The sequence below is a fragment of the Streptomyces sp. cf386 genome, assembly GCF_900103585.1.
Taxonomy (GTDB): Bacteria; Actinomycetota; Actinomycetes; order Streptomycetales; family Streptomycetaceae; genus Streptomyces.
Genome location: NZ_FNHV01000001.1, coordinates 275,662 through 294,842, shown reverse-complemented (window position 1 = coordinate 294,842; position 19,181 = coordinate 275,662). Strand labels below are relative to the sequence as shown.

Genomic DNA, 19,181 nt, shown 5'->3' with positions numbered 1-19,181 from the left:
GTCAAGGTGTTCATCAGCCACAGCACCAGCTCGGACAAACGAACCGCCCGGCTGCGCGACGCCATCGCCCAGGGCCTGGAGGAACGGCAGTACACCGTCCTGCTCGACGTACGCTTACAACAGCCCGGCCGTCCCTGGCAGTTGAAGCTCGCGAGGTTCCTGGGCGAGTGCGATGCGGCCCTCGTCCTGGTGAACGAGGCCGCCCTCGGCTCGTCCTGGGTGCGCCGCGAGACCAACATCCTGCACTGGCGCAAGACCCTGCAGCCCGGCATGGTCCTGGTCACCGTGCTGGTGGGCGGGGTCAGTGCCGGGCAGCTGAGGGACTCCGCGCTGCGCTACCTGGCCGACGACGACGTGGAGCGGGTCAGAACTTGCGCGGAGGAGGAGATCGCCCAACTCGTCCGGCAGTTCCCCCGGATCCGCCGGACGCGGGACGACGCCGTGAGCGCCTGGCTCGACAACATCGGCATTCAACTCGCCGAGATCAAAGCCGACTCCACCTTCGCCAGAATCGCCCGGGAGCTGGACATCCCCGACGAGGAGCACACGGAGCTGATCCCCGGGATGGCCCCCGTGCTGCTGGCCTCGCAGATGCTCGACACGCACGATGTCGTAAAGCTGTGCAACGCGGTGCTGGTGGCCTGGGACGGCGGGCTCGACCGGGGCCGCACCGCCCGGCTGGCGACGATGATCCTTCCGGTCTGGGTCGATCGGGACGAGGCCCGGCGCATCGTGCGCGAGACCGACGGCTCCATCCGCCGCGTCGTCATCCTGAACGTCGACAGTCCGCTCATCGGGCAGCAGTACCTGCACCGGGCGTTCTGCGTCGACAGCAAGAGCTACTACATCGCCGAGGTGGCCGGACGCCCGCCCGGCGACGACGACCCGGAGTCCTACCTGCTGGACCAGTGCGAGAGCGCGGTCAGGGCCAAGTTCTGTCTGGGGGCGGACGAGGACCTGGACGGCCTGGAGGAACCCCGCAACTTCGGCCGCTTCTTCCTCCTGCTCGACGCCAAGCGATGCGACTTGGGGATCGTGCACCGGGTCATCGCCCAGCTCCACGAGAAGATCCCCTGGATGCACGTCCTGGTCATTCCCGGCCGGGGCGTCGACGTGCGGGAGTGCTGGCCGGGAAGCCCCGACGAAGTGCTGGTTCTCGACCCGCCGTTCGAGGCGGGCCATGAGACTCTGGTCAAGACCGTCGTGCGACGCGTGACCGACCATGTGGGTCCGATCAACGGGGGGTCGTGGTGAGCCAGGAACAGACCGGCGGGGGACAGCGGGGCGACGGCACGGCGGGGCCCGAATGGCTCGACACGCCCGACCGCGGCGACGGGCGCGTGTATGTCATGCCGTACGAGCTGGAGTTCGCGGTGAAGGTCGCCCTCGCCACCGGTCGGCCACTGCTGCTGCGGGGCATGCCGGGATCCGGGAAGTCCTCCCTGGCGCCGTTCATCGCCCGTCAACTGGGCTGGCGGTACTACGAGCACGTGGTCTCGTACCGCACCCAGCCGCGGGAACTCCTCTGGAACTTCGACAGCGTCCGCAGGCTCGGTGACGCCCAGGTCGCCGCCCGCCGCGGGGAGCGGCCCGACGACGCCAGCTACGTCCAGCCGGGCGTCCTGTGGTGGGCCCTGGCCCCCCGTTCGGCCCGAAGGCGCGGCAGGCCGGAGGACGCCGTGATCCCCGACCCCTGCCTGGACCCGTTCGAGAAGATCAACCGTGATCGCAGTCCCGACCATGCCGTCGTCCTCATCGACGAGATCGACAAGGCCGATCCGGACGTACCGAACAGCCTCCTCGTCCCGCTCGGCCTGCGCCGGTTCCTCGTCGCGGAGATCGGCGAGGAGATCCGTCCCGAACTGCCGGGTTCCGCACCACAGTCCACCGGGGAGAACGCCAGCCAGGCCCGTCACCTGGTGGTCCTCACCACCAACGAGGAACGCGAGCTTCCCCAGGCCCTGTTGCGCCGCTGCGTGGTGCACGTCCTTCCCGAGCACGACAGGGACATGCTCGTCCGTATCGCCAAAGAGCACATGCAGACCTGGCCCGGCGAGGTGACACCCGACGACGAGGAACTCGCCGAGTCGGTGGCCGACAAGCTGACCGAGGTCCGCGACGAGGCCGCCATGCAGGACGTACGTCGGCCGAGCACCGCCGAATACCTCGACGCCCTGCTCGCCTGCCGGTCGCTGGGCATCCGCCCCGACGGCGAAGAATGGCAGCTGCTGACCCGCAACGTGCTGATCAAACCGCAGCAGATGGCCGGTGACCCGGCATGAGGGGCGAGGCCTGGAGGGAAGACCTCCCGGGCGGCGAGATCTGGCTGGGAGACGTCGCCCGGGCCGCCCGGGCCCTGGGCGCCCGCTCCGCCGAGGACTACGCCCGGATCGCGGCCCTGCTCGGCATGGGCGGCTTACCGGCCGAACCCCCGCGCCCCGGCCCCGAACCGGCCCGTTCCGATGCTCCCGGATGGCAGGCGCCGGCGCGAGAGGAGGACCCCGAACGGCCACAACCGGACGCCGACCCGTCGGTCTTCGGGCAGAGCGACCGGCCGGCCTGCTCCGAGACGGTCACCGTCCTCGTTCCCGTCGACGAGCGGCCCCGGTCGCCCCATCGTTGGACCACGCCGACGCTGCCCCGCCCCCGTGGCCGGGACCAGGCCGGCCGGCGGCCTCCGCACCTGCCACTGCTCGCACCGCGCTCCACGGCCGCACTGCTCACCATGGTGCTCTCCCGGGTCACCCATGAGGGAGAACTCGACGTCGAGCGCGCCACGGAGGAACTGGCCCACGCCCGCCCGCTGACCGCCATTCCCCGGCTGCCGCTGCCCACCCTGCGGCACGGCGTGCAGATCCTCGCCGACACCTCCGGCGCGATGGAGCCCTTCGCGCGGGACGTGGAGGACGTCATCGGCCACATCCGGGCGCTCGCCGGTGTCGCCGGCACCCAGGTGCTGCGCTTCGCCGATGTACCCGTGCGCGGTGCGGGCCCCGGCTCCCGGGCCACCTGGCAGCGGCCCTACCGGCCACCGAGGCCGGGCGCGCGGGTCCTGATCCTCTCCGACCTCGGGGCCGGCGGCCCCGTCCTGAACCCCTGGCGCGCCACCGAACAGGAGTGGCGCGCCACCATCGACACGATCCGTCAGCGCGGCTGTGCCCCCGTGGCCCTGGTGCCCCTGCCCCAGCGGTACTGGCCACGCTGGGCACGCGGGCTGCTGCCCATGCTGTCCTGGGACCGCGGCACAACCGTCGGCATGGCGCTGGGGACCCGGCCTTGAGCGGGCGGTCACGGCCGGGCCGACCCCTGGCGGTGCTGCTCAGCATCGCCGCCCGGATCGACCCGGAGCTGATGCGAGCGGTCCGCCTGCGGGCGGCACCCGGCCTCGATGTCGCCGCCGAAGTCGACCTCTGGTTCGGGGACCTGGTCACTCATCGGGGGTTCGGCTACGTCGTGCTCAACCCGCAACTGCTCGGCGAGCTGCGCGCCGAACTCGCCGAGAAACTGCGGCAGGCGGGCGAGGGCGATCCCGTCCACCGTCTGTGGCCCACCTTTCAGAAGCTGCGCGCGGGACAGTCTCCCGCCATGGTCGCCCAGGAGACGGCGATCTGGCAGGCCGTCAGTGGGCACCCCGAGGCCGACCGGCACATCGACGAGACTCTGCAGCCCGCCCTGCGCGCCCTGGTCGAGGAGGAACGCGAGGGTGTCGCCACCTGGTTCACCGAAGCCTGGGAGAGCTTTCCGGAGCGCGTGCAGCGCTCGACCACCGCCTGGCAGCTGCTGACCCTCTCCGCGGTGCGGCTCTCCCACGACCCGCCCACCCCGCCGCGCCCGCAGCGGCTCGTACTCGCCGACGTCGCCGTCATCGCCGAGGGGTTGCCCAAGGCACGGCTGCACCTCGGCTGGGACGGCCCGCGCCTGATGCTCAGCGACACCCCCCTCGGCCCCGACCAGTTCGCCATCACCGTCCCGGACACCGATCCACGGGTCGTGGAACTGGTCACGTCCAGCTCCGTCCGGACCATTCTCGTGGGCCGGGACATGGCCGTGGAGGAGTGGGTGGGCCCCGCCGGAGGACTGCTGCACACCGCGGACGGAGCGACGTACGAACTGCCCTCCCCGATGGTCCCGCAGCCCTCACCCACTCTGTCGGCGGACCGCCCGGCCCGGACCGCGCAGCCCGGGGAGGACGACGGCTCCCAGCGCCGTGCCGCCGGGCACATCAGCATCTGCTTCGCAGGCGAGAGCCGCCCATGGGCCCAGTGGGCCGCCCACCAGATCGAACGGGCCGGCTGCACCACCACCGTGCTCCACTGGGACACCGCCTCCCGCACCCCCACCGAGTCCCTGGCCGCCCTGCTGGCCGCCCCGGGCCAGGTGCTCCTGCTCATCAACGAGCGCGCCCTGCGGGCCGACCTGCACGACGAGTCGGAGTGGTCCCAGGCCTTCCGGCTGGTCGTCGCCCCGCACCGGCACCGCTTCGCCGCCATCGCCCTGAGCGAGCCGCTGCCCGGCGCCACGGCCCTGCTGCGCCCCGTGGACGTGGCCGGACTCGACGAGGGCGAGGCCCGGCGCAAGGTCCTGGAGACGCTCGGCATCGAGGACCGCCCGGAATCCCGGCACGCCGACGGCCCCCGCTTCCCCAACGATCCGCCCCAGGCACGCGAGACACCCCGACGCAACGTCCACTTCACCGGTCGCAAGGACGACCTGGAGGAACTCTCCGAACTGCTGGCCGAACCCGGCCCCACCGGCGCCCGGGTCGTCCTGCACGGCATCTCGGGCGTCGGCAAGAGCCAGCTGGCCGTCGAGTACACCCATCGCTACGGCGACGGATACGACGTCGTGTGGTGGGTCAAGGCCGGCCCCACCGCCCGCGAGGAGTTCGCTGCGTTGGCCGTCCATCTCGAACTGGCGGTGGGCCGTGACGTCGGCGAGCGCGTCCGCGCCGTGCACAGCGCCCTGCGCGGCCGGAGCGGGCCGCGCCAACGCTGGTTGCTGATCTTCGACGCCGCGGACGACGTGGGCGAGATCCGCGATCTTCTCCCCGAAGGCCGCGGCGATGTGCTCGTCACCAGCCTCAGCCGCGACTGGGCCGGCATGCTCGGCTTCCAGGAGTACACCGTCCGCACATTCACCAGAAAGGAGAGTGCCGCCTTCATCCGCCGCCGGGCCCCGAGGTGCACCGAGGCCCAGACCGACCGCCTGGCCGAGGCCGCCCAGGACCTGCCGCTCGTGCTGGCCCAGACCACCGCCTGGCTGAGCGCCAACCCCGGCGAGTCCGTCGACGCTTACCTGGAGGCGCTGGATCGGCAGTCCCCGGAGGAGTTCGAGCTACGGATCGAGGACGACTACCCGGTCGGCTTCGTACGCACCTGGGTCCTGTTGCTCAACACCCTCAGGGAGCGCCACCCGGAGGCCGCCGAACTCATCGAGCTCATGGTCATGTTCTCGCCGGACGCCATCCCGCTGCGGCTCATCGCCGCCGCCCCGGCCGGTGTGTTCCGGCCCGGCAGTCTCGCCCGCACCGTGTCCGACTCCACCCGCTGGCAGACCGCCCTGGCCGGTCTCGCCGACCTCACCGCGATCCATCTGAGCTACACCCAGGACCCGTCGCTGGAATGGGGCGTCGAGTCCGCCCAGATGCACCGGCTCTACCACCGCTTCATCCGCGGCAACCTCACCGGCCGACGCTGGGCGGAGCTGTCCGCCGCTGCCTGCGGGGTCCTGGCCGCCGCCAACCCCGGCCGGCCGGCGGACCGACGCGAATGGCCCGCGTACACCCAGCTCATCCCGCATCTCGACTTCGCGGGCACACTCGACCGCGACGAACGCGGGGTGCGCAAGCTGGTGCTGGACTGCGTCGACACCCTCCGGCTGCGCGGTGAGTACGACACCGGACTGCGTCTGTGCCAGCAGGCAGTGGCCCGCTGGCGGCCCCGCCGTTCGGAGACCGACGCGGACATGCTGGTCCTGGTGCACCAGTACGCCAACCTGTTGCGCCGCGTGGGGCGTTACCGGGACGCGGAGGCCGTCGGCAAGACCGTGGTGGAACAGCTCGCCGGCACCCGCGAGCCCGACGACCCGGAACTGCTGCGCGCCAAGGACGGGCTGGGCGGCACCCTGATGGCCCTGGGCCAGTTCGAGCGGTCCCGGGAGTTGTTCGACGAGGTCTGGCGGGGTCACGCGAACCGGTCCGGACCCCAGGAGCCGTACGCGCTCAACGCCAAGAGCAACATGGCACTGACCCTCGGCCTGCTCGGCCGCTACGCCGAATCCCGGGCGATCCACCAGGAGTTGTTCGACCTGCGCATCCGCAGGCTGGGTCCCGACCACTACCAGACGCTGTACTCCGGCCTCTGTCTGGCCTGGATGACCCGGCTCCTCGGACGCTTCCGTCAGGCGCTGATCCTGCAGGAACAGAACGCGCGGCTGCACAGCCGCGTCCTCGGCCCCCACCATCCGCAGACCCTGCGTGCCGAGCACAACCTCGCCCAGTGCCTGCGGCGGGACGGGCAACTGGAGGCGGCAGCGGCCCTTTTCACCAGTGTCGTCGGCCGCTCACAGCAGCGGCAGGGCGAACTCCACCCCGAGACGCTGATGATGGCCTCCGACCGGGCCACCCTGCTGCGCGCGGGCAACCCGCGCCAGGCCCATGAGCTGACCCGCACCGTCTCCGAACGTTATCTGCGCCTGCTGGGCCCCGATCACCCCTACACCGCGGGCTCGCTCGGCAACCTCGCCCTCGCCCAGTGGGCCGACGGCGACGAACGCGGCGAGGCCGACGCCTCCGCACTCACCGCCTGGCGGCTGATGAGCCGCGCTGTCGGCGACGATCATCCCTGGGCCCTCGGCTGCCGCCTCAACCTGGCCGCCGGGCTGGCCCTGTCGGGGCAGACGTCGAGCGCGCTGGCGCACGACACGGACCTCCTCGAGGCCGCCGGCCGCCGGCTCGGCGCGGAACACCCCCTCACCCTCGCCGCCGCCACAGCCCGCGCCTGCGACCTGCGCACACTGGGCCGGACCGAGGAAGCCGAGGCGCTGCGGCAGGAGACCGTCACCCGGCTCCGGGACACCCTCGGGCCGCAGCATCCGCACACCAGGTCGGCGGAGGCGCTGAGGCGACCGCACTGGGACTTCGAACCGCAGCCCATCTGACCCCTCACCAGGACGCCGCACCCGGTACGGCGGCCGCCAAGGAGACCAGGCGCATGGACAGCCGGAGCACGGCCGAGGGCGGCCGGCACTTCACCATCAGCTACGCCGGGTTCAACCGGCCGTGGGCGGCCTGGGTCGGACACCAGCTGACCGCGCGCGGTCACAAGGTGGCCATGCAGCGCTGGGACCCCCGGGTGGACGTGCCCTTCGAGGAGGAGTTCGAGGCCCTGCTCGCCGCCCCCGGCTGCATCGTTCTGGTCCTCGACAACTGGTACTTCGGCCTCGGCCCCATCCCGGAGGACGACTGGGACCGAGTGCTGCGGCGGACCGTGCCCCGGCACACCGACCGGTTCGCGGCGGTCAGCGTCGCCACCCTGCCGGTGCCCGACTCCGTGTCCCTGCTGAACCCCGCCGACCTGCACGACCTGGACGAACAGGAGGCGGTCCGCAGGCTGCTGCGCAGGCTCTCCATCGACCCCGCCGACCCGCTGAGGCCGGCGTCCGCTGCCGGGCCCCGCTTCCCCAACGAGCCGCCCGCGGTACTCGACACCTTCCGCCGCAACCGCCGCTTCACCGGCCGGGACGCCGAACTGGAGCAGATCCGCGCTCTGTTGACCGCCACATGGCAGGAGCCGCAGCCCGTCACCCGGATCGTGCTGCACGGCAGCAGCGGAACCGGCAAGACACAGATAGCAGCCGAGTACACCCACCGCTTCGGCAACGACTACGACGTGGTGTGGTGGATCGACGCCACGCACCGCGCCAAGGCCCGCGAACGGCTTGCCGCGCTGGCCCCCCGGCTGGGACTGCCCGTGAGCGAGCGCATCGGAGAGCGGATCAGGGCCCTGTACGAGGCCGCGCGGTCCACCTCGAACGGGCGGTGGCTGCTGGTCTTCGACGGTGCCGAGGAGCCCGCCCAGCTGACCGACCTGCTGCCGGACCGGCACACCCACGTCCTGCTCACCGCCAGCACCCCGGACTGGTCCGCCGTACCGGGCACCCGCGTGCTGGACATCCGCCCCTTCACCCGACTGGAGAGTGTCGCCTACGTTCGCCGCCGGGCCCCCCGCCTCACGCCCGGCGAGGCCGACGAACTGGCCTCCTCCGTCCAGGACCTGCCGCTGCTGCTCGCCCAGACGGCCGCCTGGCTGCACGCCAACGAGGTGCCGACGCAGGAGTACGTACGGCGGCTGCGCGGCGCCTCCGATCCCCCCGAGACTGGGGAGACCGACGTCGGCTACCCGCTGGGCTTCCGCACCACCTGGACGACCACCCTCGCCACCCTCCGCGAGCGCCACCCCAAGGCCGCGGAGCTGCTGAGCCTGCTGGCCTTCTTCTCGCCCAACGAGATCCCCGTACGGCTGCTCACCGAAGTCCGCTACGGGGATCTGCCCGAGTCGCTGGACGACCTGGTCCGCGACCCGCGCTCCTGGCACCTGGCGCTGCGCCGGCTGTCCGAGTACACCGCGGTCCGCCTGGACTACGAGCAGGAACTGGCGGACAATCCGGCGGTCGAACAGGTCCGGATGCACCGGCTCTACCACCGGTTCCTGCGCGAGGCACTCGGCGAGCAGGAGCGCCAGGCCTACGCCGAGATCGCCTGCCAGGTACTCGTCGGCGCGGACCCCCGACGGCCGGGGGACACCCGCGACTGGGAGCGCTACGCGCTGCTGCTGCCGCACCTGGAGTTCGCCGGGGCCCTCGACTCGACCCGCACGGCCGTGCAGGAACTGGTGCTCAACTGCATCGAGTACCTGCGAGTGCGGGGCGAGTACCGCACCGCCCTGAAACTCTGCGACGAGGTGCTCGAACACTGGCAGCGGCACCTGGATCCCGCCCACGGCGCCCTGCTGATGCTGCAGCACCGGCTGTGCCACATCCTGCGGCAGGCCGGCCGCTACCCCGAGGCCGAGGAACGCGGCCGTGCGGTGGTGCACCGGCTCGCCGCCGTACGGCCCGAGGAACACCCCGAACTGCTGCGCGCCAAGGACGGGTTGGGCAGCACCCTGCTCGCCCTCGGCCGGTTCCAGCCGGCCCGGGACCTGTTCAAGGAGGCGGCGGCGCGCTTCGCCGACCAGTTCGGCACGGAGGCTCCGCAGACCCTGGCCTCCCGCCACAACCATGGCCTCGCCCTGCTCCTGCTCGGCCGCTACACGGAGGCCCGTGCCATCCACCGGGACGTACTCCAGATCCGCCAGCGCCGACTGCGCTCCCAGCACCACCTCACGCTGCTCTCCGGGACGGTGTACGCCCGGCTGATCCGTCTGCTCGGCGACTACCCGGAGTCCGTCTCGCGGCTCGAGCAGATCGTGCGCACGCTGCGGCAGATCTCGGACGAACGCCATCCGCAGTCCATCATGGCGGACCACCAGCTCGGCGTGTCCCGCCGCCGGGCCGGAGACATCGCGGAGGCCGGCGAGCGGCTGTCCGGAGCGGCCCGCCGGGCCGCCCAGGTTCTCGGCCCCGACCACCCCGACACCCTCGCCGTCGAGGCCGACTACGCCACCTTCCTGCGCGAACACGGCGAACTGGGCGCCGGTCTGCGGTCCGCCGAGTCCGTCGCGGTGCAGTACGGCCGCCTGCTGGGACCCCGACACCCGTACACCATCGGCACGTTGGGCAACCTGGGCCTGGCGCTCGGGCACGCGGGCGACCACCAGCAGGCCCTGCGGCTGGCCGAGGCGGCGCTGCGGGACATGGGCGAGGCGCTGGACGACGACCATCCGTGGACCCTCGGATGTGCCCTGAACGTCAGCGCCGCCCGCAGCCGCGCCTACGACGTCCAGGGCGCGTACGAGCTCAGCCGGGACACCGTACGGCGCGCCGCCCGGGTGCTCGGTGACGTGCATCCGCTGACCCTGGCGGCCAGGACCGCCCTGGCCGACGATCTGCGCGGTCTGGGCCAGGCCGTTGAGGCCGCCGGCCACGAGCGGGACGCGGTCCGTGCGTTCGACGACATCCTCGGCCCCGAGCACCCGCACACCCGGGACGCGCAGCGGCGGGTGCGCCCGCACTGGGACTTCGAACCGCAGCCGCTGTGATCGGGAATGTCATCGAGCGGCAACTGTTCTGTAAATCAGGGTATTTGTTGCACCATCAGCAGTGAGCCGCTCGATTTCCGTCATTCCTCCAGGAGCCTGCCCATGGTCGCAGGGCGTTTGGCCCACCCCCTTCACGTCTCCGTCGTCTACGCCGGCGTCAGCAACGGGTGGGCACAGTGGATCGCGTGGGTGCTCGCGCAGGAGGGCTGCACGGTCGCCGAGGTGCGCTGGTCGCCGCTCGGCAGGCTGCCCGACGTGTCGGAGCTGGAGGCATTCTTCGCCCAGCCCGGGCGGGCGCTGTTGGTGCTCGACGACTGGTACCTGCGGTTCGACACCGGCCGCAACCGGGAGTGGGCGCAGGTGCTGCACGAGGTGATGCCCCGCCTCCACGACCGGGTCGGAGCGGTCACGGTAACCACCCGGGCCCTGCCGGACGAGGCGGTGAGCCTCGGCGCGGTGACCCTGCGCGGCATCGGCCCGGAGGAAGCCCGGCGCCGGGTGCTGGCCAAGGTGGGGCTCGCGCCGAGCTCCCCGTACGCCCGGCAGGGGAAGGGCCCGCGCTATCCCGAGGACCCGCCGGCCGTGGCCAACACCCCGCGCCGCAATCCGAGGTTCACCGGGCGCGAGGACCTCCTGAACGAGGTGCACGACCTACTGAACTCGGGCAACGGCCACAGCCGCCGGGTACTGCTGCACGGGCCGCCCGGCGTCGGAAAGAGCCAGGCAGCCGCCGAGTATGCACGCCGGTTCGCCGGCGAGTACGACCTGATCTGGTGGGTCCCCGCCGCGACCAAGGCGGCGGCCAGGGAAGGCTTCGCCGGGCTGGCGAGGGAGGTGGGCCTCGGCGAGGGCGACCAGCTCACGGGACAGATCGAAACGGTGCAGGCGGCGCTGGAGCGGGATGAGAAGGGCCGCTGGCTGATCATCTTCGACGGTGCGGAGGACGTCGACGGGATAGCGGCACTGCTGCCCTCGGGCCTCGGCCAGGTGATGATCACGGCGCAGACCACGCGGTGGGCCGGGCACGGCGCCCAACTGCGGGAGCTACCGACGTTCGCCCGGGACGAGAGCGTCGCCTTCGCCTGCCGGCGGGCACCCCGACTGACCGAGGCACAGGCCGCCGAACTGGCCGCCGTGCTCGACGACCTGCCGCTGGTCATCGACCAGAGCGCCGCCTGGATCGACGCCCACCCGACCGCCGATGTCACCGGCTATGTGCGCGCCCTCGACGAGGGCGAACCACGGCCGGCCGGTGCGGAGGGTGCGACGGACCACGCCGCCGACGTGCCGCCCGCCCACCGGCAGGTGTGGGCACGGACCCTGGAGGCACTGGCCGACCGGTCTCCCGCGGTGCACAGGCTGCTGCTCCTGCTCACCTTCTTCTCGCCGGACATGCTGCCCGTTCGGCTGCTGCGCTCGGCCCGGCCCAGCGACCTGCCACCCCACCTCGCCGGCCTGGTCACCGAACCCGGCAACTGGGACACCGCCCTGCTCACGATCTCCGAACTAACTTCCATGCGGGTGGAGTTCGCCACCGATGCCCGGCAGGACTCCACCAGTGTCGTGTCGCTGCGCATGCACCGCAGCTTCCGCCGCTTCATCCGCGACGGCCTCACCCATGACACCGAGCGCGAGTACGCCGAGACGGCCGCACGGGTGCTGGTCGCCGCCGACCCCGGCGAGCCCGGCTCGCCCTGGAACTGGCACCGCTACGCCGAGATCCTCCCGCACCTCGAACCGTCCGGTTCCCTTGACTCCGACGACGCCGACGTCCGCAGGCTGCTGCTGAACTGCATCGACTACCTGCGGGTGCGGGGCGAGTACCAGGACGGCTGGGCACTGACCCGGCGCGTGCTGGAGAGGTGGCGGCGCACCTTCGAACCGACCGAGCGGCGCGTGCTGGCGGCCGCGCATCAGGAGGCGCGCATGCTGCGCGGCCTCGGCCGGTACGAGGAGGCGGAGCGGGCCGACCGGGCCATCCTGACGCTGTTCGCCGAGGTCGGCGTGGAGAACGGCATCAAACTGCTGCGCGCCAAGGATGGCCTCGGCGCCACCCTGATGGCCCGCGGCCGGTACGACGAGGCACGCGAGCTGTACGAGGAGGCGGCGCAGAACGCCGTGGACTGGCTGGACGAGCACTACGTGGCCCAGACCCTGCAGTTCCGCACCAACCTCGCCCTGGCCATGGGTATGCAGGGACACTATGAGGCCGCCTGTGCCCTGCACCGCGAGGTGTACGACCGGCGGGTCGGGCTGCTCGGCTCACGGGCACGCCGCACCCTGCAGTCCGGCTACTACACGGCCCGGATGCTGCGTCTGCTGGGCAGGCTGCGCGAGGCCCGCAGTCTCCAGGCGTACAACGTGCACCTGCTCCGCAGGACCCTGGACGAGGCCCACCGCCAGACCCTGCTCGCCGAGCACAACCTGGCCCTGTGCCTGCGGCGCGACGGCGAGCTGGAGGAGGCGCGGAAGATCATGCGGGAGGCACGCAAGCGGCTGATCGTGCTCAGTGGCGCCGACCATCCCGACGTCCTCATGGTGTCCCTCGACTACGCGATGCTGCTGCGGGTGCTCGGTGAGCGGAGCAAGGCCCGCGGCCTGGCCGAGGACAGCGCACAGTCGTACGCGGACCGCCTCGGCGAGTTGCACCCGTACGCGATCGGCGCCCGCAACAACTGCGCGCTGCTGCTCCTGGACGACGACGAGCCGGAGGCCGCCCACCGCCTTGCCGACCAGTCGATGCGGCAACTGCAGGACGCGATCGGGCGCGGTCATGTGTGGGCGGTGGGCTGTGCGATGAACTGTGCCGCCACGCTGGCCGCCGTGGGGGACGTGGAGGCCGCGGAGCGGCTCGGCAGGGACGCCCTCGACCGGGCGGTAGCCGCCGTCGGCTCCGACCATGTCCTGTCGGCCAACCTGCGGGCGGGCCTCGCCCAGGACCTGCGCGCACTGGGCCGTGTGGAGGAGGCGGACACCGTCGAACGCACGGCACTGACGACCCTCGCCACGAGCCATGGTCCCGATCACCAGCAGACCCTCTACATGCGCTCGGGGGCCCGCCCCTACTGGGACTTCGAGCCCCAGCCCACCTAGCCACGGCCAGGGCGGGTGCGGCCCGGACATGGCGTGAGCGGGACGTCACCCTCCCCCGAAGGTGGCGTCCCGCTCACTTCCCCCGGCGCCGGACAGTGGACGATGGCGTCCGTGCGCGTCAGCGGATCCGTGCCGTCACCAGCACATGACCGCCGTCTCTCCCGAACCCCAGCTGGAGTACAGGCGCACCCGGACGAAATAGCGGCGGCCCTTGACGAGGCGGGCCTTGACCGTGGCGTTGTGCGGGGTGCCGCCGTCGTCGTGGGCGGTGAGGTAGCGGGGTTCGCCGTCCCGCTCCTCGAAGACCACGACGACCGTGTCGCTGTCGCCGAAGGTGCCCACGGTGTACTCGCGGGTCTCCGGGGGCTCGACGACGAAGTCGGCCTGCTGCGCCGGGCCCAGCCGCAGCGGTACCGAGCGGAACGGCACCAGGTCTTGCGCCCCCGGCGGCTCGGCCGACGGGTACCAGCGGCGGACGAACTCCTTGTCGGCCCGGGACAGCGCGCCGGGCGGGTTCAGGCCGCCGCGGAACTGTTCCGGCTCCAGGATCAGCCCGGCCGAGAACGGGTACTCCATGATCGAGTGCGGGTCCCAGACGGAACCGTTGACCTCGTTCGGGTCCAGCTTGCGCAGGATGTTGAAGAACGTCTTGTCCCGGCTCCAGAAGTTCGGCGGGCCCGCCAGATCGGTGTACACGGCCTCGTCGTCCCAGTGGATGCCGGCGAACGGGCTCTGGTGCTCGTGCAGCAGGCCGAGCGCGTGCCCGATCTCGTGCAGGGCCGTGCCGCGCTCCCCGGGCACGGTCAGGTCCCAGCCGAAGTTCATGGTGCGTTCGTTCAGGCCGACCTGGAGCGCGTCCTTGCCCACGGTCGACCAGGAGCCGTCACCGAGCTGGAACCCGATGCGCAGTTCGGCCTCCGAGCGGTCGGCCACCTCCACGAACGACAGCCCGATGCCCAGGGCCTGCCACTCCTGGAAGCACTCGCGCACGACGTCCCGCTGCTCCTTGCTGCCGACCCAGGAAACATGCCGGGCCTTGCCGGTCTCCGGATCGGGGATCACGGATCCGTCGGAGTCCCGGTCGAAGAAGTGGTAGTGCAGCACGGTGCCGTTGACCCACATCCGGCGTCCGCCGATGAGCGCACTGAGCCGCTCGGCGGCCAGCCCCGGCGCGAAGGCGGGGGCCGACGCCTGCGCGAGGGAGCAGTAGCGTGCGGTCATGCGAACAGGGTGCCGTCGACGCGTCGCGGGCGCCTGAGTCGGGGGCTACTCAAGTACCCGTGTATCAAGGGTGAGTCACCGCGCTCCTATTGCCGTGATGACTTGGGAACGTGACGCGAAAACCCTTGAGCTGCCCTGGCCGTTCACCGGCCGGGAGGACGAACTCGAACTGGTCCGAAGGGCCTCGACCGCCGGCCGGCCCGGCATCGTCATCACGGGACCGGCGGGCTGCGGCAAGACCCGGCTCGTCACCGAGGCCGTCCGCGGCACCGACTGCGCCAGGGTGGCCGGCACCCCCGAGACCCGCCGCATCCGCTTGGCCGCGTTCGCGCACCTCGTACCCGAGACCGCCACCCTGCACGACGCCTTCCAGCACCTGACCGGCGTACGGCTGCTGCTCGTGGACGACGCGCATCTGCTCGACGACGCCTCGGCCGCCCTCGTCCACCAACTGGCCGTGCACGGACGCACCCGGCTCCTGGTCGTCACCACCGACGGCGCCCCGGTCCCGGGCGCGATCTCCCGCCTGTGGACCGGCGAACTCCTGCCCCGCCTCACCCTGGAGCCGCTGCCCCATGAGGAGACCGTCCACCTGCTGGCGGGCGGAGCCGGCGGCGCGGCCCTCGAACCGCTCACCGTGAACCGGCTGTACCGCCTGTGCCAGGGGAACCTGCGACTGCTGCGCGAGCTGGTGGACGCGATGCGCGAGCGCGGGCTGCTGACCCGGGTTCCGGAGTCGGACGAGTGGGCGTGGCGCGGCCCGGTGCCGGTCACCGCGACCGTGCGCGAGCGCACCGCACACGTCCTCGACCGCAGCCGCCCCGACGAGCGCGAGACGCTCGAACGCCTCGCCTTCGCCGAGCCGTTGCCCCTGGACCTGGCGCGGGACCGACTCGATCTGCACACCCTCGAACATCTGGAGGCCGACGCCCTGGTCCACATCGACGACCAGGGCGCCGTCCGCCTCGCCCACCCCCTGCACGGCCCGGTGCTGCGGGCCGCGGCCGGCAGGCTCCGGGCGAGGCGGCTGTCCCGTACGCCGGACCAGTGCGGCCCCGCCCTCGACGCCGAGCGGGCCGCGCTGACCCGGCGCATCGAGCGGGCGGACGTACGGGAGATGCCGGCGCCCGTGGGGGAGTGGCTGGTGGCGGAGGGCGCGCCGGTGCCGGCCGGGTACGCGGCCGTACGTGCCCGGTTCGCGCGGTTGCGCGGCGAGCTGCGGGAGGCGGCGGCGTGGGCGCGGGAGGGGCTGCGGGACGGCGACGACGATCCGTCCTGCCGCCTCGAACTCGCCCTCGCCACAGCGCAGTCGGGCGACACGACGGCCGCGCACGAGATCCTGGGTGGCCGCCCCCACGGGGGTGGGGCGGTCACCCGGCCTGTCACGGCTCGCGGCGACACCGTCGGGGTTGTCCCGGCGGGCATCGGTGACGCGCACGGGGCTGTGGGCGTGTTCCCCGGCGCCGACGACACGGCTGTCGAGGCGCTCGCCGGTGACGCCTACGACGCCGTCCGCCTGGGCACCCCCCAGCTCGCCGAGGGCCGCCTGACCGGCGTCTTCGCCGCGCATGCCGACGCGCTCGCCCAGGGCGACGGCGCCGCGCTCGACCGGGTCGCCGAACAGCTGGAGGAGCGCGGCTTCCTGCTCTTCGCGGCCGAGGCGCACGCCCAGGCCGTACGGGCCCACCGCGACCCGCGTGCCGCACGCACCGCACGCACGCGTGCCGTCGCCCTGGCCCGCCGCTGCCAGGGCGCCCGCACCCCCGCACTGTCCGGGCTGGTCCTCGGCGAACTGACTGCCCGGCAACGACAGATCGTCACGCTGGCCGCCGCAGGACTGAGCAACCGGCAGATCGCCGAGAAGCTCACCCTGTCCGTCCGCACGGTCGGCAACCACCTCTACAGCGCCTACGCCCGCCTGGGCGCCAGCGACCGCGGCGCACTGCCGTGGCTGGTGGAACTGCCGGACACGCAGTCCGCATAAGGGAGTTGAGCTGGGAGCTGGGCAGGCACCATGGGGTATGACCCATCGGTCACGACCCATCGATCACGACCGATCAGTCCGCCCCGAACGCCGAGAACGCCCACCCCGTCGCCTGGTGCAGCGCGTCGCCCGGCAGCGCCGCCCGGGCGTCGCGCAGTGCCTCCGCCAGGGAGAGCCCCTCGCTCAGGCCCTTGTGCAGGGCCAGCATCAGGGGCACCACCGCGGCGTCGTTGACGGGCGCGCTGGCCGCCACCACGCCCGCCGTGCCCAGCGGCAGCAACGCGGTGACCAAGCCGAGCAGTTCGTCGGCGCCGACGGAGGCGAAGCGGGCGGTGTCGCAGCAGGAGAGGATGATCCGGTACGGGCTGCGGTCCAGACGCTCGAAGTCGTGGACGACGATCGGCCCGTCGGCCATCCGCAGCGACGAGAACAGGGGGCTGTCCGCGCGGAACGTGCCATGGGCCGCGATATGGGCCAGCTCGGCACCGTCCAGCTCCTCCAGTACGCGCGGCACGCGCGCGTCCGCGTGCTCCAGCACGACCGCGCCGCCGTACCGGCAGGCGAGGTGGGGCACCTCCGCGCCGCCGGTCGCCAGACCCGGCCCGCGCACCAGCACCTGGCGCCCTCCGGGCGGCGGCTCGGTCTCCCGCGCGCGCAGCCAACTGCTCGCCGACGGCGACACGCTGAGCACCCTCTCCCGCAGCGACGGCAGCAGCGCCCACGGCACCCGGTGCAGCCGGGCCGGGGGTACGACCACGACGGGCCCGTCGCCCAGATGAGCCGCGGCCGGACCGAGCAGCAACTCCTCCAGGCGCCGCCCCGCCGCTTCGACGATCGGCAGCCGCGCATCCGCACCGGGATGGGCCAGCCGCCGCAGCCCGGCCTGGACGTGCTCGGCCTCCGTCTCCGCCTCGGCCAGCAACCCGGCCTCGAACCGGCGCACCCGCCCCTGCCCGCACAGCAGCACCTGAACCCGCCCGTCCAGCACGGCGAGTTCGACCAACCGCACGTCGTCACCCAGCCGCTGAAGCAGTCGGCCCGGGTCGAAGCGGTAGCCGTCGCCGGGCGTGTCGCCGCGCAGGTGCAGGGTCCGGGAGCGGATCTCCCGCTCCAGGCGACGCTGTTCGCGCTCCAGCGCCGGAACGGGACGGGCCTCCATACGGGCTGCCTCCGCGCGGGCCGCGATCTCCCGGAACGCGGTCAGGTCGCTCTGCAGCTCCGGATCGGCCGGCGGCCGGGTCGGCGGGGTCGACAGTGCGGTGGCCCGCCAGCGCTCGCTCCACACCAGCAGCCGCCGCGGACTGCCGGAGTCGAGGCTCGCCTGCTGGGCCAGCGCGGCCAGTTCGGCGCCCTGCGCGGTGGCGCGGGCCCTGAGCTCCGACGCGCCGAGCGTCATCCGGTGGGCGTCGAGCACGTCCAGGCCGCGTCGGCAGGCCTCCAGGACACCCCGCCCCGAACCTGCCGCCTGCGCCCGCAATGCCTGCGCCGCCCAGCCCGTCATCCTCGCCAGCGGCGGCCCGCTGCGCCTGCTGCGGGCGGCGACGGCCAGATGCCGCTCGGCGTCGGCCCGCCAGCCCAGGTTCAGGGCGATCCGGCCCGCGAGCAGCGAGGCCTCCGGCGCGGCCGGCGCGCCGAAGGAGGCCAGCCGTTCGGCGACCGCCGCCGTGTCGGCCACCAGCCGACCCGAACTGCGCCCGGCGGCGACCCGGGCCTCGATCAGCACCAGCCGGGCATGCGTCTCCCACCAGCTGCGCCGCTGCCCCGCGAACAGCCGTACGGCCATGTCGGCGCGCGCGATCGCGGTGTGCGCCTCGCCCGCCAGCCGGGCGGCACGCGCGGCGGCCAGCAGCAGTTCCGCCTTGCGGGTGGACTGGCCGCCGATGCCGTCGAGCACGGCGATCGCCGCGTCGGCCTCGGCCAGCGCCTCCGGGGCGAGCCCCGCGGCCATCAGCACCTCGCAGCGGCGGATGTTGAGCATGAAGGTCGGCGTGCCGAGCTTGGCGTACCGCTCCTCGGCCTCGTCGAGCAGCCGCAGCGCAGCCGGGATGTCGCCCGACCGGAAGGCGGCGAGTCCCCGGCTCTCCACCGCGTCGGCCTTGTCGTGCTCCTGGCCCGTGGTGTCCCACAGCGCCTCGGCCGCGGTGAAGTCGGCGTCCGCGCGGTCCACCGCGCCGACCGCCAGATGCACGGTCGCGCGCAGCGTCAGCGCTCGCGCCGTCCAGATGACGTCCTCGGCCTGCCGCAGCACGGGAATCGCCTTGCGCACATCCTCCAGCGCCTCGCGGTGGTGGCCCAGGACCCAGCGGGCGTAGGCCCGGCGGAACAGCACGCGCGCGCGGGTGTGTCCGCTCCCGCGCACGACCCCACGCTCCAGCGCGGCCAGCCCCTGCTGAGTGCGCCCCGCATGCACCAACGCGACCCCGAGCGCCGCCAGGACGTCCGCCTCCCGGTCGGCCGATTCCGCCCGTGCCGCGAGATCCCGGGCACGCCGCAGGTGCTGGAGGGCGATGCGCATGTCGCCCCAGTCCCGCTGCCAGATGCCGATCACCTGGTGGGCGACGGAGGCGTGCAACGGCGACGGATCGGCATCGAGCACCCGTTCCGCCCTCGCCAGCGCGTCGTTCGGGGCGGCGAACACCATCGGCAGCAGTTGGAGAACCGAGTCGCTTCCCGCTGTCACTCCA

The 19,181-nt window shown here is 72.8% G+C and carries 9 protein-coding genes; 7 read left to right on the top strand and 2 right to left on the bottom strand.

What is annotated here, in order from left to right:
• Nucleotides 1-6: 6 nt before the first annotated feature.
• From BLU79_RS01240 to fxsT (BLU79_RS01215), 6 genes are all read left to right on the top strand, one after another.
• Nucleotides 7-1,254 (top strand): toll/interleukin-1 receptor domain-containing protein, encoded by a 1,248-nt coding sequence (locus BLU79_RS01240; protein WP_256333094.1) that lies wholly within the window; start codon nucleotides 7-9, stop codon nucleotides 1,252-1,254.
• Entirely contained in the window at nucleotides 1,251-2,282 is a 1,032-nt protein-coding gene (locus BLU79_RS01235) for an AAA family ATPase (RefSeq protein WP_256333093.1), read from the top strand. Before BLU79_RS01240 ends, BLU79_RS01235 begins: the two co-directional genes overlap by 4 nt.
• Nucleotides 2,279-3,280 (top strand): hypothetical protein, encoded by a 1,002-nt coding sequence (locus tag BLU79_RS01230; RefSeq protein ID WP_093903663.1) that lies wholly within the window; start codon nucleotides 2,279-2,281, stop codon nucleotides 3,278-3,280. The genes BLU79_RS01235 and BLU79_RS01230 overlap by 4 nt, the downstream gene beginning before the upstream one ends.
• Nucleotides 3,277-7,158 (top strand): FxSxx-COOH system tetratricopeptide repeat protein, encoded by a 3,882-nt coding sequence (gene fxsT, locus BLU79_RS01225; protein ID WP_256333092.1) that lies wholly within the window; start codon nucleotides 3,277-3,279, stop codon nucleotides 7,156-7,158. The genes BLU79_RS01230 and fxsT (BLU79_RS01225) overlap by 4 nt, the downstream gene beginning before the upstream one ends.
• A 53-nt stretch (nucleotides 7,159-7,211) precedes the next feature.
• Entirely contained in the window at nucleotides 7,212-10,199 is a 2,988-nt protein-coding gene (gene fxsT / locus BLU79_RS01220; protein ID WP_093903661.1) for an FxSxx-COOH system tetratricopeptide repeat protein, read from the top strand.
• A gap of 102 nt (nucleotides 10,200-10,301) precedes the next feature.
• Nucleotides 10,302-13,292, top strand: a complete 2,991-nt coding sequence (gene fxsT, locus BLU79_RS01215; RefSeq protein WP_093903660.1) for an FxSxx-COOH system tetratricopeptide repeat protein — start codon at nucleotides 10,302-10,304, stop codon at nucleotides 13,290-13,292.
• 135 nt (nucleotides 13,293-13,427) lie between these two features.
• Here the strand turns inward: fxsT (BLU79_RS01215) and BLU79_RS01210 are convergent, their stop codons facing one another.
• The gene (locus BLU79_RS01210; RefSeq protein ID WP_093903659.1) at nucleotides 13,428-14,513 is read right to left on the bottom strand and encodes a beta-glucuronidase AbsR1; all 1,086 of its coding nucleotides are present in this window, start codon (nucleotides 14,511-14,513) and stop codon (nucleotides 13,428-13,430) included.
• A 97-nt stretch (nucleotides 14,514-14,610) separates the two neighbouring features.
• Here BLU79_RS01210 and BLU79_RS01205 point away from each other — a divergent pair, with 97 nt between their 5' ends.
• Nucleotides 14,611-16,497 (top strand): LuxR family transcriptional regulator AbsR2, encoded by a 1,887-nt coding sequence (locus tag BLU79_RS01205; protein WP_093903658.1) that lies wholly within the window; start codon nucleotides 14,611-14,613, stop codon nucleotides 16,495-16,497.
• Nucleotides 16,498-16,570: 73 nt separating this feature from the next.
• On the opposite strand, the gene BLU79_RS01200 is transcribed toward BLU79_RS01205, so the two are convergent.
• Nucleotides 16,571-19,138 (bottom strand): CHAT domain-containing protein, encoded by a 2,568-nt coding sequence (locus BLU79_RS01200; protein ID WP_093903657.1) that lies wholly within the window; start codon nucleotides 19,136-19,138, stop codon nucleotides 16,571-16,573.
• Between the last annotated feature and the right edge of the window lie 43 nt (nucleotides 19,139-19,181).